At 68.0% G+C, this 17,917-nt stretch carries 15 protein-coding genes; 4 read left to right on the top strand and 11 right to left on the bottom strand.

The genetic code is table 11. The annotated features are described in order from the left end of the window. Positions 1-43 precede the first annotated feature (43 nt). Positions 44-832: a PhoH family protein gene (locus OVA11_RS16690; protein WP_268068373.1), complete on the bottom strand. Its 789-nt coding sequence runs from the start codon at positions 830-832 to the stop codon at positions 44-46. Beyond that, on the bottom strand, positions 820-978 hold the full coding sequence (locus tag OVA11_RS16685) for a hypothetical protein (protein WP_024265826.1): 159 nt from the start codon (positions 976-978) through the stop codon (positions 820-822). Before OVA11_RS16685 ends, OVA11_RS16690 begins: the two co-directional genes overlap by 13 nt. Before the next feature lie 179 nt (positions 979-1,157). Between OVA11_RS16685 and OVA11_RS16680 the strand changes: the two genes are divergently transcribed. The 3 genes from OVA11_RS16680 (at position 1,158) to OVA11_RS16670 (ending at position 4,600) form a co-directional block, all read left to right on the top strand. Then, positions 1,158-1,688: a gamma carbonic anhydrase family protein gene (locus tag OVA11_RS16680; protein ID WP_268068372.1), complete on the top strand. Its 531-nt coding sequence runs from the start codon at positions 1,158-1,160 to the stop codon at positions 1,686-1,688. Positions 1,689-1,978: 290 nt separating this feature from the next. Then, complete coding sequence (locus tag OVA11_RS16675; protein WP_268068371.1) at positions 1,979-3,646, top strand: choline dehydrogenase; 1,668 nt, start codon at positions 1,979-1,981, stop codon at positions 3,644-3,646. Between the two features lie 9 nt (positions 3,647-3,655). Continuing rightward, complete coding sequence (locus OVA11_RS16670; RefSeq protein ID WP_268068370.1) at positions 3,656-4,600, top strand: aldo/keto reductase; 945 nt, start codon at positions 3,656-3,658, stop codon at positions 4,598-4,600. Here the strand turns inward: OVA11_RS16670 and OVA11_RS16665 are convergent. Beyond that, positions 4,597-5,142: a PAS domain-containing protein gene (locus OVA11_RS16665; RefSeq protein ID WP_024265825.1), complete on the bottom strand. Its 546-nt coding sequence runs from the start codon at positions 5,140-5,142 to the stop codon at positions 4,597-4,599. The two genes, OVA11_RS16670 and OVA11_RS16665, sit on opposite strands and share 4 nt — an antisense overlap. 174 nt (positions 5,143-5,316) lie before the next feature. On the opposite strand from OVA11_RS16665, the gene OVA11_RS16660 reads away from it, so the two are divergent. Then, the gene (locus OVA11_RS16660; protein WP_268068369.1) at positions 5,317-6,246 is read left to right on the top strand and encodes a hypothetical protein; all 930 of its coding nucleotides are present in this window, start codon (positions 5,317-5,319) and stop codon (positions 6,244-6,246) included. A gap of 62 nt (positions 6,247-6,308) precedes the next feature. On the opposite strand, the gene OVA11_RS16655 is transcribed toward OVA11_RS16660, so the two are convergent. The 8 genes from OVA11_RS16655 to OVA11_RS16620 all read right to left on the bottom strand — a co-directional run bounded on the left by OVA11_RS16655 (position 6,309) and on the right by OVA11_RS16620 (position 17,826). Continuing rightward, positions 6,309-9,239 (bottom strand): M16 family metallopeptidase, encoded by a 2,931-nt coding sequence (locus OVA11_RS16655; RefSeq protein ID WP_268068368.1) that lies wholly within the window; start codon positions 9,237-9,239, stop codon positions 6,309-6,311. A 96-nt stretch (positions 9,240-9,335) separates the two neighbouring features. Further along, complete coding sequence (locus OVA11_RS16650; RefSeq protein ID WP_268068367.1) at positions 9,336-10,424, bottom strand: DUF2336 domain-containing protein; 1,089 nt, start codon at positions 10,422-10,424, stop codon at positions 9,336-9,338. Continuing rightward, positions 10,421-11,044 (bottom strand): hypothetical protein, encoded by a 624-nt coding sequence (locus OVA11_RS16645; RefSeq protein WP_268068366.1) that lies wholly within the window; start codon positions 11,042-11,044, stop codon positions 10,421-10,423. Before OVA11_RS16645 ends, OVA11_RS16650 begins: the two co-directional genes overlap by 4 nt. 61 nt (positions 11,045-11,105) lie before the next feature. Beyond that, positions 11,106-11,864, bottom strand: coding sequence for an ABC transporter permease (locus OVA11_RS16640; RefSeq protein ID WP_268068365.1), 759 nt, complete (start codon positions 11,862-11,864; stop codon positions 11,106-11,108). Further along, positions 11,861-12,610 carry an ABC transporter ATP-binding protein gene (locus tag OVA11_RS16635; RefSeq protein WP_268068364.1) on the bottom strand — a complete coding sequence of 250 codons (750 nt, stop codon included), beginning with the start codon at positions 12,608-12,610 and terminating at the stop codon, positions 11,861-11,863. Before OVA11_RS16635 ends, OVA11_RS16640 begins: the two co-directional genes overlap by 4 nt. Beyond that, positions 12,607-13,611, bottom strand: coding sequence for an ABC transporter substrate-binding protein (locus tag OVA11_RS16630; protein ID WP_268068363.1), 1,005 nt, complete (start codon positions 13,609-13,611; stop codon positions 12,607-12,609). The genes OVA11_RS16635 and OVA11_RS16630 overlap by 4 nt, the downstream gene beginning before the upstream one ends. 92 nt (positions 13,612-13,703) lie before the next feature. Beyond that, entirely contained in the window at positions 13,704-15,785 is a 2,082-nt protein-coding gene (locus OVA11_RS16625) for an MASE1 domain-containing protein (RefSeq protein ID WP_268068362.1), read from the bottom strand. A gap of 214 nt (positions 15,786-15,999) precedes the next feature. Beyond that, positions 16,000-17,826, bottom strand: a complete 1,827-nt coding sequence (locus OVA11_RS16620; protein WP_268068361.1) for an ABC-F family ATP-binding cassette domain-containing protein — start codon at positions 17,824-17,826, stop codon at positions 16,000-16,002. Between the last annotated feature and the right edge of the window lie 91 nt (positions 17,827-17,917).

Below are 17,917 nucleotides of genomic sequence, written 5' to 3'. Positions count from 1 at the left end.
CCGCCTCAAACTCAAGCCTTCAGTGTCGTGTGCTGTTACGAAATCACAGCACGCCCAGCATCTCCGCGACCAGCGGATGGCGGACAATGTCGCGATCGGCGAGGCGCACGACGGCGATGTTGGACACCGCGTCGAACTTGGCCGCCACTTCCGCCAGGCCCGAGATGCCGGGCAGCAGGTCGGACTGGTTCGGGTCGCCGGTGACCACCATGGTCGAGTGCCAGCCCAGACGGGTCAGCAGCATCTTCAGCTGCATGTAGGTGCAGTTCTGGGCCTCATCGATCACCACGAAGGCGTTGTTCAGGGTGCGGCCGCGCATGAAGCCGACCGGCGCGATCTCGATGGCGCCCTCGGCCATCAAGGCTCGCATGCGCTTGACCGACAGGCGATCGGTCAGAGCGTCGTACAGAGGGCGCAGATAGGGCGCCAGCTTGTCTTCCATGTCACCGGGCAGATAGCCGATCGACTCGCCGGCTTCGACGGCGGGACGCGAGAGCACGATGCGGCTGACGCGGCCGGCCTCCAGCGCCTCAACGGCCTTGGAGATGGCGATATAGGTCTTGCCGGTGCCGGCCGGACCCAGGGCCATGACGAGGTTCTTCTCGTCGATGGCCTCCATCAGCTGCGCCTGGCCTGGCGATTTGGGTTTTATGGTTTTTAGGTAGCTCTGGTCCCGACTATCGCCGCTCGCGGCTCCGTCCTGGGGAAGGGGTGACCAACCGCGATGATCGACCGGCAGGCGACGCACCTTGGCGTCGTCATATTGGCCGGTCTCGTGTGCGCCTTCGCGCGCCATCCGCTTCAGGGCTCGCTTGGTCATCAAAGCCTCCATTCAGACAAGAAAAAAGGACGAGCCCGTGAGGCGTCGTCCTTGGCGGTGAGCTGGGTTTTCACGAAGTCGCGTGCGCGGCGGGGCGGCTCGGGCGCGCTTCCCAAGGGGGAAGTCCCAGGAGACGGTGCTGTACGCCGAAACGCCAAGAGTCACACCTCGTCTTCGTCAGCGGGCGGGCGAGAAGCGCTTGTCTCCAGGCCCGGTACGAAAGGAAAATGATTCCCGCTGGAGGAATGTTCCCTCTCGAATCGCCCAACTACAATGGCGCATCATGGTTTCTGGGTCGTTAACTCGGAAATCGCGCGCAAGAAAACGAGGCATACGGATGACTGTCTATTCCTTGGGCGCCACGACGCCGACGCTTCCCGCGCAAGGCGAATACTGGATCGCCCCGTCGGCGAGCGTGATGGGGAACGTGATTCTCAAGAAGAACGCGAGTATTTGGTGGGGCGCGATCGCGCGCGGAGACAACGATCCGATTACGATCGGCGAGAACAGCAACGTCCAGGACGGCTCGGTTCTCCACACTGATCTTGGCGCGCCCCTGACCATCGGCGCCAACGTGACCATCGGTCACATGGTGATGCTTCACGGCTGCACGATCGGTGACGGCTCGCTGATCGGCATTGGTTCGATCGTCCTGAACGGGGCCAAGATCGGAAAGAACTGTCTGATCGGCGCCGGCGCCCTGATCACCGAGGGCAAGGAGATCCCCGACAACTCGATGGTGATGGGCGCGCCGGGCAAGGTCGTCCGCGAGATCGGCGAACAACACGCCATGATCCTGCAGGCCTCGGCGCTGCACTATGTCGAGAACTGGAAGCGCTACGTGCGCGATCTGCAGATCGTCGAATAAGGGTTGGGAGCGCCGCCCGCTTGCTTGGGGGGATGCAAGGCGGCGCTCCCGCTTCTCGCGCTGGGCACATGAGCGCGAGAAGTTCTCGCGGCGATCCAGGTCGCGGCGAGGGGGTGGGGCGAATGGCGCCCAAATTCGTGCATAAGTAGTATATCCCGTATTGGAGGCGGCGGAAAGGCGGAAACGTGCGGTGCGAGAACGACGCGTTCAGCAAGCGCCTTGCGCGCGGCTCAAACCCAGACCAATCTCTGCCTTAACAATGATAACCTTCGAGGGAGGGCGTCGGGGCTATGGCCAGCGAGCGCTTTGATTACATCGTCATCGGGGCCGGCTCGGCCGGTTGCGTCCTGGCCGCGCGCCTGACCGAGGATCCGAACATCAAGGTCCTGCTGCTGGAGGCCGGCGGCAAGAACAAGTCGATCCTGGTGAAGATGCCGGCCGGGGTTGGTCAGCTGATCAAGGACAAGGGCGAGCAGAACTGGGGCTTCTGGACGGAAGCCGAACCCCACCTCGACAACCGCAAACTCTGGTGGCCGCGCGGCAAGGGCCTGGGCGGCAGTTCGGCCATCAACGGCATGATCTATATCCGTGGCCATGCGCGCGACTATGACCAGTGGCGCCAGATGGGACTGACCGGCTGGTCGTATTCGGAGGTCTTGCCGTACTTCAAGCGCTCGGAGACCCACCACGCCGGCGGCGACGCCTATCACGGTGGTTCGGGGCCGCTGCATGTTTCGAAGGGCGAGTCCGACAGCCCCTTCTACAGCACCCTGATCGAGGCCGGCCGTCAGGCGGGTCACAAGACCACCAAGGACTTTAACGGCTACCAGCAGGAGGGCTTCGGCCCCTACGACCTGACCATCCGCGATGGCCAGCGCTGGAGCGCGGCCATGGCCTATCTGTCGGGCGCCCTGTCGCGGCCGAACCTGACCTGCGTCACCGAGGCCCGCACCACGCGGATCATCCTGGACAAGCGTCGGGCCGTGGGCGTCGAGTATGTGGTCGGCAAGTCGCGCGAGAAGCAGGTCGCCTATGCCGACGCCGAGGTGCTGCTGAGCGCGGGCGCGGTGCAGTCGCCCCAGATCCTGCAGCTGTCAGGGATCGGCGCGGCCGACGACCTGACGCCGCACGGGATCGCGGTGACCCACGAGTCCAAGGGCGTCGGCGCCAATCTGCAGGACCATCTGGACGTCTGCGTCTCGTGGACCGCCAAGAACCTGAAGACCGCCTATTCGGCCAACAAGGGGCTGAACAAGCTGGGCGTGGGCATGAACTACATGTTCTTCGGCAAGGGCCTGGGACGTCAGCAGTTCCTGGAAAGCGGCGCGTTCCTGAAGTCGCGCCCCGACCTTGACCGCCCCGACCTGCAGATTCACGGCGTGCTGGCGATCATGCAGGACCATGGCAAGGTCGTGGTCGAAAAGGACGGCTTTACGCTGCACGTCTGCCAACTGCGTCCGGAAAGCCGGGGCAAGGTTGGTTTGCGCTCGGCCGATCCGTTCGATGATCCGACCATCCTGGGCAACTACCTGGCCACCGAAGAGGATCGCCGCGCCATCCGCGAGGGTGTGCGTATCGCCCGCGAGACCGTCGCCCAGGCCGCTTTCGATCCCTATCGCGACGCCGAGTACGCGCCGGGCGCGGACGTCAAGTCGGACGCCGATCTCGACGCCTGGATTCGGTCAAAGGCCGAGACGATCTACCACCCCGTCGGCACCTGCCGCATGGGCGTGGCGGGCGATTCCATGGCGGTGGTCGATGACCAGCTTCGTGTGCAGGGCGTGCAGGGCCTGCGCGTGATCGACGCCTCGGTAATGCCCACCCTGATCGGCGGCAACACCAACGCCCCGACCATCATGATCGCCGAACGTGCCGCCGACCTGATCCGCGGCAAGACGCCGGCCGCGCCGCTGGACGTGCCGGTTTATGAGGACGGCCGCGCGGTGGCGGCCGAGTAGGGGACCTTCATGCGACATCGCCCGCTGGGCCGTTCGGGCCTGTCGACCGCGCCGCTGATCTTTGGCGGTAACGTCTTCGGCTGGACCGCCGATGAGGCGATGTCGCATCGACTACTCGACGCCTTCGTCGACGCCGGATTCAACGCCGTCGACACGGCGGATGTCTATTCCGCCTGGGTTCCTGGCCATGCGGGCGGGGAGTCCGAGGCGGTGATCGGCCGCTGGCTGAAGGCTTCGGGCAAGCGCGACCAGATCCTGATCCTGACCAAGGTGGCGATGTGGCCCAAGCGGCCCGGTCTGTCGGCGGCGAACATCGAGGCGGCCGTCGAGGAGTCGCTGCGCCGTCTTCAGACCGACTATATCGATCTTTATCAGTCCCACCAGGATGACGCCGAGACGCCGCAGGACGAGACGCTGAGCGCGTTCGATCGTCTGGTCAGGGCGGGCAAGGTTCGCGCGGTCGGCGCGTCCAACGTCTCGCCGGCACGTCTGAAGGCCAGCCTGGAGGTTTCCTCGGCGAGCGGATTGGCGCGCTACGAGACGATCCAGCCAAAGTTCAATCTCGTGGACCGCGACCAGGTCGAGGGCGCCCTGGCCGAGCTGGCCAACGCCGAGGGGCTGGGGATCATCCCCTACTACGGCCTGGCCGCCGGGTTCTTGACCGGGAAGTACCGCAGCGAGGGCGACCTGGAGGGGCGGGCGAGAGGCCGGACCATCCTGCGCGACTACTGGAACGACAAGGGGCGGGCGGTGCTAGCGGCCTTGGACGAGGCCGCCGCAGCGGTCGCCGCCTCGCCAGCTCAGGTGGCGCTCGCCTGGATCATGCGCCATCCGTCGATCACTGCGCCGATCGCCAGCGCGACGACGGTCGAACAACTCGACGACCTGATGGGGGCGGCCCGGCTGGATTTGCCGGACGACGTCTGGGCGAGGCTGGATGCGGCGGGGCGTTAAGCGATCCGACGACCGTCCAGGGTGGCCAGGCGCAGGCGCGGCATGTCCTGGTTGCCGTCGCCCAGCGGCTTGATCTCCCGCAGGCCCAGCTCATAGGCGGGACGGCCCATCAGGCGGGCCGTCATGGCGATCGGCTGGTAGAGACCCAGGAACCGGTCGGTCTCGCCGCTGGCGCCCTGCAGCGGGGCGAACAGCACCTCCATCCCCACCGACGGCACCCCGTGGGCGCGAATATCGGCGGTGACCACCACGGGCGTGCGCCGCTTGCGGGCCACGTCCAGGGCGCTCTTCAGTTCGAGGCGATGGGCCAGGGCCCAAAGCGACAGCGCATCATGGCCGCGAAGGTCGCGGGCGTGGAGGTCCGACACAAAGCCGCCGGCCAGTCGGAAGGGCAGCTTGCCGCCCTCGCGGCCCAGCACAAACACCTGGGGCAAGAGCTCCAGGAATTCACCGGGATCGATGTCAGCGCGGCGGGGCAGGGCGGCCTGGCCCTTCTTGGCGCGCCAATAGTCTATCAACCGTTCCGTGCTTGGATGGAACATCGTCGTCCCCTGGCGGGTCCTTGCGCGGCTGTTTTTGACCGCACGGGGCTTGCTGGGAGAACCGGGCCAAGCGCTCGACCGTCCCATTCTGGCGCAGATCCAGCGGGGCGGCCGCCTCGGCCCGATTCTTGCTTAACCGTAAGCGGTACGACCCGAGGTGAAGGGAAACGCCGGATGAAGGCGCCGAAACTGAACACGCGCGCATGGACGATCGCCCTGGGGGCGATGCTGGGCGGCCTGCTGTTGGGAGGCGCGGCCTATGCCGCCGGCTGCACCAAGGCGTGCCCGCCGCCGCCGCCGGTGTGCTGCAAGCCGCCGCCGCCGCCGCCCAAGCCGCCTGCGCCGCCGACGGGCTGCTGCGGGGGCGGTCACAACGTCAATATTCCCGGCGTCAACGTGAACATCGGCTCGACCGTGATCGTCAACGCCACCACCAACGCCACGGCCATCGCCAATTCGGGCGCGACGTCCGGTGCTGCGGTCGGCGCCGGCTCGACCGCCGGCGGCGTCGTCAACTATTACGGCGGCGGCGGCCACGGCGGCTACTATTCGGGGCCCATGGCGACCGGCTACATCCAGGGCCTCAATGTCGAGGGCGCCGAGGTTCGCCGGCGTCAGGCCTATGAGGCGACCCGCACGCGCACCCGCCGCGTCATCGTCCGCGCCGTCTGCCTGGATGATCGCGACGTGCCGCATGCGGCCTCGCAGGTCACGCCCGATCGCGAGATCGACGAGGCCTATGACGGCGAACTCTACCGCTGCATCGCCGGAGCCCGGCTTCAGTACGTGATCGCCGAGTATGGCGGTCACATCGACATCTCGACCGGCGCGCCGGGACAGACCTTCATCTGCCGCAAGGGCGAGGCGCTCTACTACGCGCGCGGCGCCGCCGCCGGTCAGGCGATCGTCTCGTGCCGGCCGCAGCTTCCCGCCCGCGACTGCAATGAGCGCTCGCTGCTGCGCCGCTTTGGCGCCGGCGTGAAGATCCTCAACATGCTGACCACCGAAACCTACACCGCCTATCGCGAGGAGACGGTGCAGGACCGCCAGACGCTCTCGACCAGCTTCAGCCTCGACGGCGGCGTCGGCGGCGTCGTCTACTAGACGCTGACGGTCCCAGAAAATGGAAAGGCCCCGGTTTGCACCGGGGCCTTTTTTTGTTGGCTCTACTTGGCCGCCGCCGCGGCTTCCGGCTTCACCAGCAGCAGCCAGGACTTCTCGTCGGCGAGATAGGTCTGAGCCGCCTTCTGCACGTCCGCCGGCGTCACGCGGGACAGGCCCGCGATCACCGAGCGCGTCGCGTCGAGCAGGCGCGGATCGGTATGAGCCCCCGACAGGGCGCCGACCCAGTACTCGTTGGTGACACGGGCCTTTTCGATCGCGTCGATGCGCGGCTTCTTGGCCCGATCAAGCTCGTCGGCGCTCACCGGCTTGTCGCGCAGGTCGGCCGCGATCTTGCGGATCGAGGCCACCACGCCGTCCAGCTTCTCCGGGGGGACCTCCAGGCTGACGGCCAGATAACCCCAGTCCTCGAAGACCACGCTGGCGGTCGCCGTGGCGTTGGGCGAGTAGGTCGCGCCCTGCTTCTCGCGCAGTTCGTCGGTCAGGCGCAGTTGCATGACCTGACCCAGCACCGAGACGTCCCGCGAGCGTTGCAGGTTCGAGAACAGGTCGTCGGTCCGCCAGGTCATGAACAGGGCCGCCTGATCGGGACGCCCCTTGTGGGTGCGGATCACCGGCTCTTTCGACGGGGCGGGGAAGGGGGCCTTTTCGGCGCCGGGCAGCGGCGGATCGCCCGGCCGCGCGGGCAGGGCGCCGAAGGTGTCGGCGACCGCAGCGATCGCCTTGTCCACCGTCGTGTCGCCGACGATCACCACCTCCAGGTCGCCCTTGGCCAACGGATTGGCGACGGCGGCCTTCAGGTCTTCCAGCGAGGCCGAGGCGATCTGTTCGCGCGACGGGAAGGTCCAGCGCTGGTCGCCGCCATGCATCAGGCCGCCCAGATCGCGGCCCAGCACGCCACCCGTGGTGCTTTGCAGCTGATCGTGCAGCGTGCCGTAGCTGGTCTTGATGCGGTTGAACGCCTCTGGACGCCAGCCCGGTTCGGTGGCGAAGGCCGCCAGAACCTGCAGTTCGGTCGACAGGTCCTCGGGCCGGGTACGGCCGTTCAGGGTGAAGGCGTCGTCCTCGACGCCCAGCTGGGCGTTCCAGATCTTGCCGGTCAAGACGCGCTCCATGTCCTGGGCGGTGATCTGCTTGAGGCCGCCCTCGATGAAGGCCGAGCCGGACCACAGCGGGCTTTGCTTGTCCGACGGCATGTCCAGCAGGCCGTGGCCGGCTCGGACCTTCACGATCACCTGGTCGTCGCGGAACTTGGTCGGCTTGACCGTCAGGCGGACGCCATTGTCGAACCGCACCAGGACGGCGTCCAGGTCGCTGACCTCCTTCTGCTCGGCGACCTTGCCGGTCGGGCCGAAGCTGGAGTACGGCCAGACCGTCACCCCCGGCGCGATGGGCGGCGCGACGGGCTGGGCCTTCAGCTCCTCATAGGCCTTCAGGATCGCGGGTTCGCCGCCCTCGACGGCGGTGGGCGCAGCCACCACCAGCAGCGGGCCCGAACCCACGAAGGCGCTCTTGAGCACGGCGTTGACGCGCTCGGCCGTCAGGCCCTTCACGAAGAGATCGAAGGCCGCGAGGTTCTGGCTGGGCGAGGTGACCACTTCGCCGTCGCCCAGAGTGCCGACCAGCTGGTTTGCGAGGCTTGGCGTGCGCTGGGTGGCTTCACCGGCGGCGGCGGCGACGAGGCCGGCCCGCAGGCTGGCGATCTCGCGATCCAGTTCGTCCTGACGGACGCCGTACTGGATGGCGCGGCGTTGCTCGGCGTCGAGGGCGGCCAGGGCCTCGCGCCAGCGACCGGGCTGGGCCGTCGCGCCAAAGGTCGTGACGCGCACGGCGCCGAACTGATCGCCCTTGAAGGCGCCGCCCGCGATGAACGGCGGCTCGGCCGAGCGGCCAACGGCCTGGAGGCGGCGGTTCAGAACCGAGAAGCCTAGGTTTTCCAGCGTGTCGCGCTCATCGACCGCCTTGGTCTCCAGCAGGCCGTCCGGCTTGCGGGTCCAGGTCATCTGGATCGACCAGGGCGCGCCCGCCTCGACGAACATCCTGGCGGTGGGGCCACGCTTGGCCACCGGCCCCACATCGGGATCCTTGCCGTTCGGACCCTTGCCGACCCAGTCGCCGAACTTGCCCTTGATCTTGGCTTCCATGGCGTCGACGTCGAAGTCGCCGACGGCCACCAGAACGCTGCGTTCCGGGCGATAATAGGCCTCATAGAAGTCGCGGATTCGCTGGGCCGGGGCGGTCTTGAGCACCTCGGTCTTGCCGATCGGAATGCGCTTGGGCGGCAGCTGGCCTTCCATCTGCGCCGACAGGGTCTTGATGGCGACGCGATAGCCGGGGGTGTCGCGGGTGCGCTCTTCAGACAGCACCACGCCGCGTTCGCGATCGACAGCCTCGGGCGCGATCGTCAATTCGCCGGCCGCCTCGCGCAGCAGCATCAGCGAGGTGTCGACGGTGTCGTCGTCGGTCTTGGGCAGATCCAGCTGATAGATCGTCTCGTCGAAGCTGGTCGAAGCGTTGGTGTCAGCGCCGAACGCCAGGCCATGACGCTCAAGAATCTTGATCATCTCGCCTTCGGGCACGTTCTTGGAGCCGTTGAAGGCCATGTGCTCGAGGAAGTGGGCCAGGCCCTGCTGATCGTCGGCCTCCATCATCGAACCGGCGTCGATCCAAAGACGCAGCGCGGCCTGACCGGGCGGGGTGGCGTTCTTGCGGAGGGCGTAACGCATGCCGTTCGGCAACACCCCAAAGCGCCAGGCCGGATCGGGCGCGACGTCGGAAAGCTCCTGCGCCCACTGGCCCGGCTTCAGATCGGTGACCTTGGGGCCCGCCAACGCCGGCGCGTCGGGAGTCTTGGGCGCGGACGCCTGACCCGCGTCCTTCTTCAGAAGCGGGATCGAAGGTTTGGGAAGTTGCGAGCAGGCGGCGACCGAAAGACCGGCGGCGGCGACAATCGCCAGGCGCGAAGCGCTGATCATCGAGAATCCAGAGCAGGAGAGAACAAGGCGCGCACCTTGGCCGTCCCGCATGGCGCACGCAAGGCGCGAGGTGGGCGGCTTTGCGCCCGGTCGCCCCTAAGCGGCGGCGACGTCGCCAGTCTGACGACGCAGGCGCCAGAAGCGGATCGTGCGAAGCGCCGAGTCCCGGGGCAGATTGGCGTAGAGCTCGCCGTACGCCTTGGCCCGCATCATCACGTCGTCGGTCTGCTCGAGGATCAGCAGGGCGAAGGTCAGGAACAGCGACCGGTCGAAGTCGGCGGCCTTGCAGATGACCGCCAGGGCGTCCATCTCGCGCCGCTCGAGAATCTTGCGGGCCGTATGGAAGTCCACCTGGGCCATGTCGGCCAGGGCGACGAGGAAAAGCGTCGTCTTCTTGCCGCGGAGCATGTTGGCCAGAATCTGCGGCGAGATCTGCGCCTTGGCGCGCAGGGCGCGGAATTCGCGTTCGGCCTCGGCGTGATCGGGAGGCAGGGCGCCATCCTGCTCGGCGACCCGCTTGCGGCCGGCGGCCAGCGCTTCCTCCAGCGTCGCGGGGTCCATGCCCGCGTTCTTCTCCATGATCCGATCCCGAAGCCGGGCCTCGACCATGAAGTACATCTCGTTGAGCAGGTCGACGGGCAGGCTTTGCCGGTCGATCACCGCCTCGTGGAGCGCAGGATTGGCGGCGGCGCGATCGACGACGGTCTCGTGCGCCTCGCGCGACAGGACCGCGCCCTCGTTGCGGAGTAGAACGCCCAGCGTCTGGTCATCGCCGCGCGCGACGATCGCGTCGGAAACCGCGCTGGAAACGCTGCTGCGCTGGGAGATCGCCCGCAGGTGATCCTGACCCTGGGTGCGGGCCACGTGCAGCAGGTCGTCGTCGGTCAAGGCGCGGGAGTTGCGTAGAATGGGCGCGGCTACGGTGATCGTGTCGGCCGCCAGAGCGCGAGACAGGCCGCGCGGCGGGGTCTCCGCCTCGCCCAGGCGTTGGGCCAGCTCCATCTTGACCGCTTCTTCCATGTCGCCGGCCAGTTGGCTGAGCACCTCGTCGAAGAGGCCCATCTCCACGCTGTTGTACCCTTCGCCCTGGAAGAACAGGTCCGTCACGCCGCGTAGCAGTTCGCGACGTTTGGCGCTGGAGGGTTCGCTGGCCAGGGCGATAAGGTCGTGGATGCGCGACTTCATTGCAGGTCGCCATCCTTTTCGGCGGGGCCAGACCACTCGCCGCCGTTCTGGACGCTCGGCCTGGCCTCCTCTTCGTCTTCGACGGGAGGAGGCGCGATGAGCACCATGCGGGACGGGCCGGCGGCGGGGATGGGGTCGGGCGACATCCCGAACTGACGCCCGACCGAGTACGTCCGAGCGCCCACCTGACCCGGCTGGAACGCCGGGGCGGTGGCTACGGCGGGCTGCGCCGACACGCCGAGGGCGTTCGGCGGCGGGGTGTCGTACAGGCTTTGCGGCAATGGCGCTCTGGGCGCAGGGGCCTGGGGCGTGACGCCGGCCGGACCGGCCGGACCGGTCGCCGCGGCCGCCTGCGGACGCTGGGCTTGCGGCTGCGCCTGCTGGCGCGACCACCAGGGCTGCTGCTGCTGCGCAGTTCCAGCGGCGGCGGCGGCGGTGTCCCGCTTGCCGGTCCAACCGAGGGTGCGGCCGCCATAGCTGGCGCCGTTATAGAGCGGGGCGCGGCCGTCGATCGCTGTCGGCGCGCGGGCGGGCGCGGGGCCGTAGCGGTTCTCGCGCGCGCCGTCCGCGTGCGCGGCGGAGGCGCAGGCCAGGGCGGCGATGAGAACGGCGAAGCGCATGGCGCAATCCAGGCGGAGTCTTGTCAGACTCCTCTCCTAGGCTGCGGCGTTTAATCTTGGCCTAACGCCCCCGCCAAAAGTTCAGCAGTCGACGTTCCAGCGCTTCCATCGCTGCATGCAGGACCACGCCCAGCAACGCCAGCGTGAACAGGGCCGCGAAGACCTTGGCGGTTTGCAGGCGATTGTAGGACTCCAGGATTCGCCAGGCCAGGCCCTGGGCGCCGCCCGAACCCGCCACGAACTCGGCGACCACGGCGCCGATGACGGCCAGGCCGGCGGCGACCTTGTGCCCCTCCAGAAGCGCCGGAACGGCGGAGGGCAGGCGCAAGCGTATCAGCCGTTGCAGCGGCGTGGCGCCATAGAGATCGAACAGACGCGCCAGGTCGGGATCAACGGACTTCAGGCCGCTCAGGGCGCCGGAGAAGATCGGGAAGAAGGCCACGACGGCCGCCAGGCCGATGACGGCGCGCTCGGGATAGTCGATGCCGGCCCAGATCGTGACCAGGGGCGCGATGGCGACCAGGGGGGTGACCTGCAGGGTGACCGCGATCGGGCGGACGGCGTCCTCGAGGAAACCGTTGAGACTGACCAGAAGCGCGAGCCCGCAGGCGATCAGACTGGCGATGACCAGCGCCAGCAAAGCCGTGGACAGGGTGGCCCAGGCCGAGCCGAGCAGAAGCGGCCAGGACGCCACCAAGGCCTCCCAGATCGCGCTGGGCGGCGGAAGCAGATAGGCCGGAACCGCCAGGGCCTTGCAGGCCAGTTCCCAGCCGGCCAGCAGGGCGGTGATCAGGATCAGCGGCGCGAGGATCCGGCTCATGCCGCGCGCTCCGAGGCCGCCGCCAGAAGCGTCGACACCGCTTCGGCGGCGGCGCGGAAGGTCTCGGTGGTGCGGAAGCCGGCAGGACGCTGAAGTGGCCCATCGATCGCCACCTCGCCGGCGATGCGGCCGGGGCCCGGTGTCATGACCACCACCCGCCGCGCCATATAGACGGCCTCCTCGACATTGTGGGTGACGAACACCAAGGCCGGCGCGTGCTCTGCGGCCAGGGCCAGCACATCGTCGGCCAGCGCCCGGCGGGTGATCTCGTCGAGGGCCGCGAAGGGCTCGTCCAGCAGGAGCAGCCGAGGGCGTGTCACCAGCGCCCGGGCCAGGGATGCCCGCATGGCCATGCCGCCGGAAAGCTGGCTGGGCCTCGCGCTCAGCGCAGCGCCAAGGCCGACTTTCGTCAGCGCGGCGTCAGCGGCCGCCAGGGCCTCGGCCCTGCCTGTTCCCGCCAGGACCAGCGGCAGCGCGACGTTGTCGCGCGCCGAAAGCCAGGGCGCCAGGGTCGGCGCCTGAAACACCACCGAGGTCTCGCCCTTGCCTGCGAGGCGAGAGACGGCGCCGCGCGTGGGCTGTTCCAGGCCCGCGAGGAGGCGCAGAGCCGTGGACTTCCCGCAGCCGGAGGGGCCTACCAGAGCGACGATCTCGCCCGGCGCGAGCGCCAGATCGAACGGACCTAGCGCGCGACCCCGGGCGTAGTCGACCTCGACGGCGGAGAGGCTGGCGATGGGCGCGCTCATGGGCCCTTGGGCAGGAACTGCAGGGTGTAGGCCTTCTTGTAGTCCATGTCCGCAGGATAGACGCCCTGTTCGGAGGCGACCTTGAAGAACTCGGCCCAGCGCGCGTCGGTCATCTGGCCGATGTCGCCCTTGCCGCCGTTGGCGCTGACGATGCCGTAGGACCGCATCTTTTCGCGGGCCTGATCGAGCACGTCCTGGGTCATCTCCGGATTGTCCTTCAGGATCGCCGCGTCGCCGGGCTTGGGATCCCCGTAGAGATAGGAGGTCCAGCCCGCGGCGGTGGCCTCGACGAAGGCCTGCACGGCGGTCGGGTTCTTGGCGATCAGGCTGTCAGGGACCAGGGCGAACGAGGCGTAGGCGGGATAGCCGCTGTCGGCCAGCAGGAACACCGCCGGCTTGATCTTGCCTTCCTTCTCGATGAGGTACGGTTCGCTGGTGGCGTAGCCCTGCTGCACGACGCGCTTGTCGGCCAGGAAGGGCGCGGACGAGTAGTTGTACTTGCGCACCTGATCGTCGGTGAAGCCGTACTTGGCCTTCAGCCAGACCCAGAAGGCCGTGACCGAGGCGTCGGACAGCAGGATCGGGCGACCCTTCATGTCGGCGATGCCGTTGATGCCCTGATCGGGGTGAGCGATCAGGACCTGGGGGTCCTTCTGCATGAAGGCCGCCACGGCTTTGACCGGGGCGTTCTCCTTGGCCAGGTTCATGATGATGAAGCTATTGGAGCCGACGCCCACATCGACCGCGCCGGTGGCCAGCAGTTGCGGCACGTTCACGGCCGGGCCGCCCTGGATCAGGGTCACGTCCAGTCCGCGCTTCTTGTACTCGCCCGTGGCCAGCGCCTGATAGTAGCCGCCCAGCTCGGCCTGGGCGCGCCAGTCGGTGGCCAGCTTGATGGGCGTTTGACCGGCGGCGGCGTCTTCCTTCTTCGCGGGCGAACAGGCGGCGAGCATGGCCATCAGGCCCAGAGCGACAAAGGCGCGGCGCTGCATCGAGGACATCTCCCGTTATCCTCGGCCAAGTTAGGGGTGTCGGCGGGGAGTTCCAAGCCACAACCCAAACCACCCAGACGCGACGGCCACGTCCGGCGAGCCTAGGCGGGCTTGTCGCCGTCGCGGAGCGGATGCAGCCAACGCTCGATCTTGGCGTAAAGCACCTCGCGTTGGATAGGCTTGGCGACGTGATCGACCATGCCGGCGGCGTAGCAGCGCTCCACCTGGCGGGGCAGGGCGTCGGCGCTCATGGCGATGATCGGCGCCTTGCCGGTGGACGTGCGCAGGGCCTTGATCGCGCGTGTCGCCTGCAGCCCGTCCATCAGCGGCATGTGGATGTCCATCAGGATCAGGTCGTAGGCGCCGGTTTCCGCCTTCTCCACGGCCTGCTTGCCGTTCTCCGCCAGATCGACCTCGTATCCCACCAGCGTGAGCAAGGCTGCGCCGATCTCGAGGTTGATGGGATGGTCGTCGACGATCAGGATCCGCGCCGCGCCCGGGGCCGGCGGCTTCGCGGGCTCAGGGGTCAGGGCCGGCTCGGCGACCGGCGCACTGAGCTCCACCCAGAAGCAAGACCCGCGACCGGGCACGCTGTCCACGCCGATCTTGCCGCCCATGACGTCGATCAGCGCCTTGGCGATCGCCAGCCCAAGGCCCGCGCCGCCGTGCAGGCGGCTGGGTGAGCTGTCCGTCTGCGAGAAGCGCTGAAACAGCAGGCCCTGCTTGTCGAGCTCGATCCCAACACCGGTGTCGAGAACCTCGAAGCGCAGCCTGTCCTCGATATCGCCCGGTTCGACGATCAGGCGCGCGTCGATGCGGCCCTCTTCGGTGAACTTGACCGCATTGTTCAGCAGGTTGATCAGAACCTGCCTCAGGCGGTCGGCGTCGAGATCGTGCAAGACCCCGATGGGGTCGATGATCTCCACATCCATCGACAAGCCCTTGGCGCGCGCCTCGGGGGCCATGATCGCGACCGTGTCGCGCAGGAGCGCGGCGGCCGATGTGGGCCCCGGCAACAGTTCGATCTGGCCCGCCTCGACGCGCGAGAAGTCCAGGATGTCGTCGACCACGGTCAGCAGCGCCGCGCCGGCGCTGTCGATCAGATTGACCTGGCGCCGGGCGTCCGGGGGCAAGTCCTCGCGCGCCGCAAGCAGCTGGGCAAAGCCCAGCACGCTGTTCAGCGGCGTGCGAATTTCGTGGCTCATGGTGGCCAGGAACTCGGTCTTGGCCTCCGTGGCGGCCAGAGCTCGGCCGCGCGCGGCGCGGGTCAACTGCTCGCGGCGCAACAGCAGGCGCTTGAGCCGGTTCTGCTGGCCGAACGCCAGCCCGGCGGCCAGGCAGGTGTAGAACAGGACGCCCATAAACACCTGGATCGTCCGGGCCTGGACGACGGGGTCCTGGGTCGAGTTGAAGGAGGAAGAGCCCACCGATATGACCATCGGCATGATGATCCCGATCGTCAGAAACGCCGCTAGAGCCGCGCCGCGTGCGCCAAGCCTGTAGGCGGCGGCCAGGGTCACCGGAAACATCAAGACGGGGGGCGCGCCGGCGGCCGGATGCGCGCAGAGCAGGGCCACCATCACGACGCTGAACATCAGAAGCAGCTTCTCTGACCAGGGGCGCTGGAACGAGCGCCGATGTTCGGCGTCGATCAGCACCAGCGTGGCCGGAAGCGCGACCGCCAGCCCCAAGGCGCTGCGCAGGAGCCAATCCACCAGGCTCTCGGCGAAGGGCGCGCCGTAGCCGAAATGCAGGACGGTCGCACAGATCAGCGCCGAACCGGCCGCGATGGGCGTAGTGATCGCGGGCAGCTGGGCCAGAGCGCGAAGGGTTCGCACCCGAGGCGCGCCGTTCCAGAACCTGCGGAACGCCGCCCAAACCGCGCCAGCCTCCAGCCCGTCCACCGTGGCGAAAACCAGAGCCTTGAGCGGCCCGTCGCCCGCCTGCAGGCACACCGCCACATGGAAGATGACGAACACCGCGATCAGAACCAGGCGGCGAACGCTTGTCAGGGTGAACAGGCCTGCGGCCAGAAAGGCGTTGGCGGGCCAGAAGGCGGCGACGCCCAGCGTCGTGCGGGTGAGGTTCTCGCTGAACACGATCGCGGCGGCGACCGCGAACGATAGCGCTAACAGAAGCGCTGTCTGCCGCCGTTCCTCGTGAGACGCCATACGCTGCGCCATCTTGAAACTGTCCCCAAGCGATCCGCGCCCCACGCCTCGGCGTTGATCCAGTTCAGGCTCGAGACCCGTACAGGGCCTTGCATCGGTCACGCCGTGATCAGACGACCGTCACGGCGCCTACATTAAGACCGGACGCGCTCCAGGGGCCTAGCAATCGCTGGATGTGTCATTTCGTCGCACAGCTTTGTGCTGAGCTTGGCCGTGCGCCGTCCGGTCAGCCCGCCAGATTCTCTTTCTTCTCCTCCAGCTCCAGCCATTCCATCTCGGCCTGCTCCAGGTCGGCGCGCGCCTTGTCGAGGGCCTTCATCGTCTTGTCGAAGGCCGCGGGATCGCGGGTGTAGAGGTTCGGATCGGCCAGGGCTTCCTCGAGCTTGGCGATGATCGCCGGGCTCTTGGCGATCAGGGCCTCGCATTCCTCCAGGCGGCGCTGGTCCTTGTAGGACAGCTTGGCGCTTTTCTTCGGAGCGGCCGGCGCAGCGGGGGCGGGCTTGGTCGCGGCCTTGGAGACGGGCGCGAAGGCGGTTCCGCCCTTCGAGGCTTTGAAGAAGTCCGGGTTCTGGTCCATCAGGTCGGTCCAGCCGCCGGGCGTCTCCACGACACCGCCCTTGCCGTCCAGAGCGATGGTCGAGCTGGCCAGCCGGTCGATGAAGTCGCGGTCGTGGCTGACCAGGATGAGGGTGCCGTCAAAGTCGGCCAGCAGGTCCTCCAGCAGATCCAGCGTGTCCATGTCCAGATCGTTGGTCGGCTCGTCCAGCACCATCAGGTTGGTGGGATTGGCCAGAGCGCGGGCCAGCAAGAGGCGGTTGCGCTCACCGCCCGACAGGCTGGTGACGGGTTGTCGCAGCTGGGCGTCGGTGAACAGGAACTCCTTGGCGTAGCCGGCCACATGCTTGGGGTGGCCGCGCACGATGATCGAGTCCCCGCCGCCGGGCGTCAGAAAGTCCCAGACGGTGATCTTGTCCGACAGGGCCATGCGGGCCTGGTCGATATAGGAGACTTCCAGGTTGGTGCCGAGCTGCACCGAGCCCGCGTCACGCTCCAGCTCGCCCAGCAGCAGCTTGACCAGGGTGGTCTTGCCCGCGCCGTTGGGGCCGACCAGAGCCACGCGATCGCCGCGCAGGATGCGGGTGGAGAAGTTCTCGACGATCGTCCGCTCGCCGAAACGCTTGGTGACGCCCTTGGCCTCGACCACGCGCTTGCCGGAGGTCCCGGCGGACTCCACGGCCATGGTCATGGTCCCGCGCAGCTCGCTCTGGCGATCCTTCTTCTCGGCGCGCAGGGCCAGAAGCGCCCGGCGGCGGCCCTCGTTGCGGGCGCGGCGGCCCTGGACGCCTCGGGCCAGCCAGGCGTTCTCGCGCTCCAGCACCTTGTCCAGGCGCCGCGCCTCTTCGGCGTCGGCGGCCATGATCGACTCCGCCCAGGCCTCGAACTCCGAGAAGCCCTTGTCCAGGCGGCGGATCTTGCGGTGCTCCAGCCAGAAGCAGCGCTCGGTGACGCGGTTGAGGAAGGCGCGGTCGTGGCTGACGATCAGGGCCGCGCACTTGGAGGCGGCCAGCTCGTCTTCCAGCGTCTGGATGGCGAAGATGTCCAGGTGGTTGGTCGGCTCGTCCAGCAGCAGCACGTCGGGTTGCTCGGCGAAGGCGCGGGCCAGCGCAGCGCGGCGGGTCTCGCCCCCGGACAGGCCCTTGGCGCTCTTGTTCGGATCCAGGCCGAAGTCGGCCAGGGCCGCCTGGGCCTCATAGTCCTGGGCGCCGCCCGCCGTCGCATAGTCCAGCAGGGTCTCGCCGGTGATCTCCGGCTCCTGGCTGACATAGACGACCTTGGCGCCGGGCTGGACAGCGCGCTCGCCGCTGTCGGCCTCGACGCCCTGGCCGGCCAGGATCTTCAGCAGGGTCGACTTGCCCGCGCCGTTGCGACCGACGAGGCAGGCGCGGACGCGCGGCTCCAGCGCCAGATCGACGCCGTCGAACAGGGGCTTTGCGCCGTCAGCGAGGCGGACGTCCTTGAGAGCCAGTACGGGCGCGCGGGCGGGAGAGGCCATGGTGTCTGAATACGGGGTCGAAGGCGGCGGAGCGTCGCGGGAGGAGAGGGCGTATAGCAGGCCAGAGGCCGAAGGAACGCCAAATTCTCGA

The organism is Caulobacter sp. SL161 (genome assembly GCF_026672375.1).
Classification (GTDB): domain Bacteria; phylum Pseudomonadota; class Alphaproteobacteria; order Caulobacterales; family Caulobacteraceae; genus Caulobacter.
Note: the sequence above shows the minus strand (reverse complement) of the source record. Positions and strands in the feature narration are given on the sequence as shown.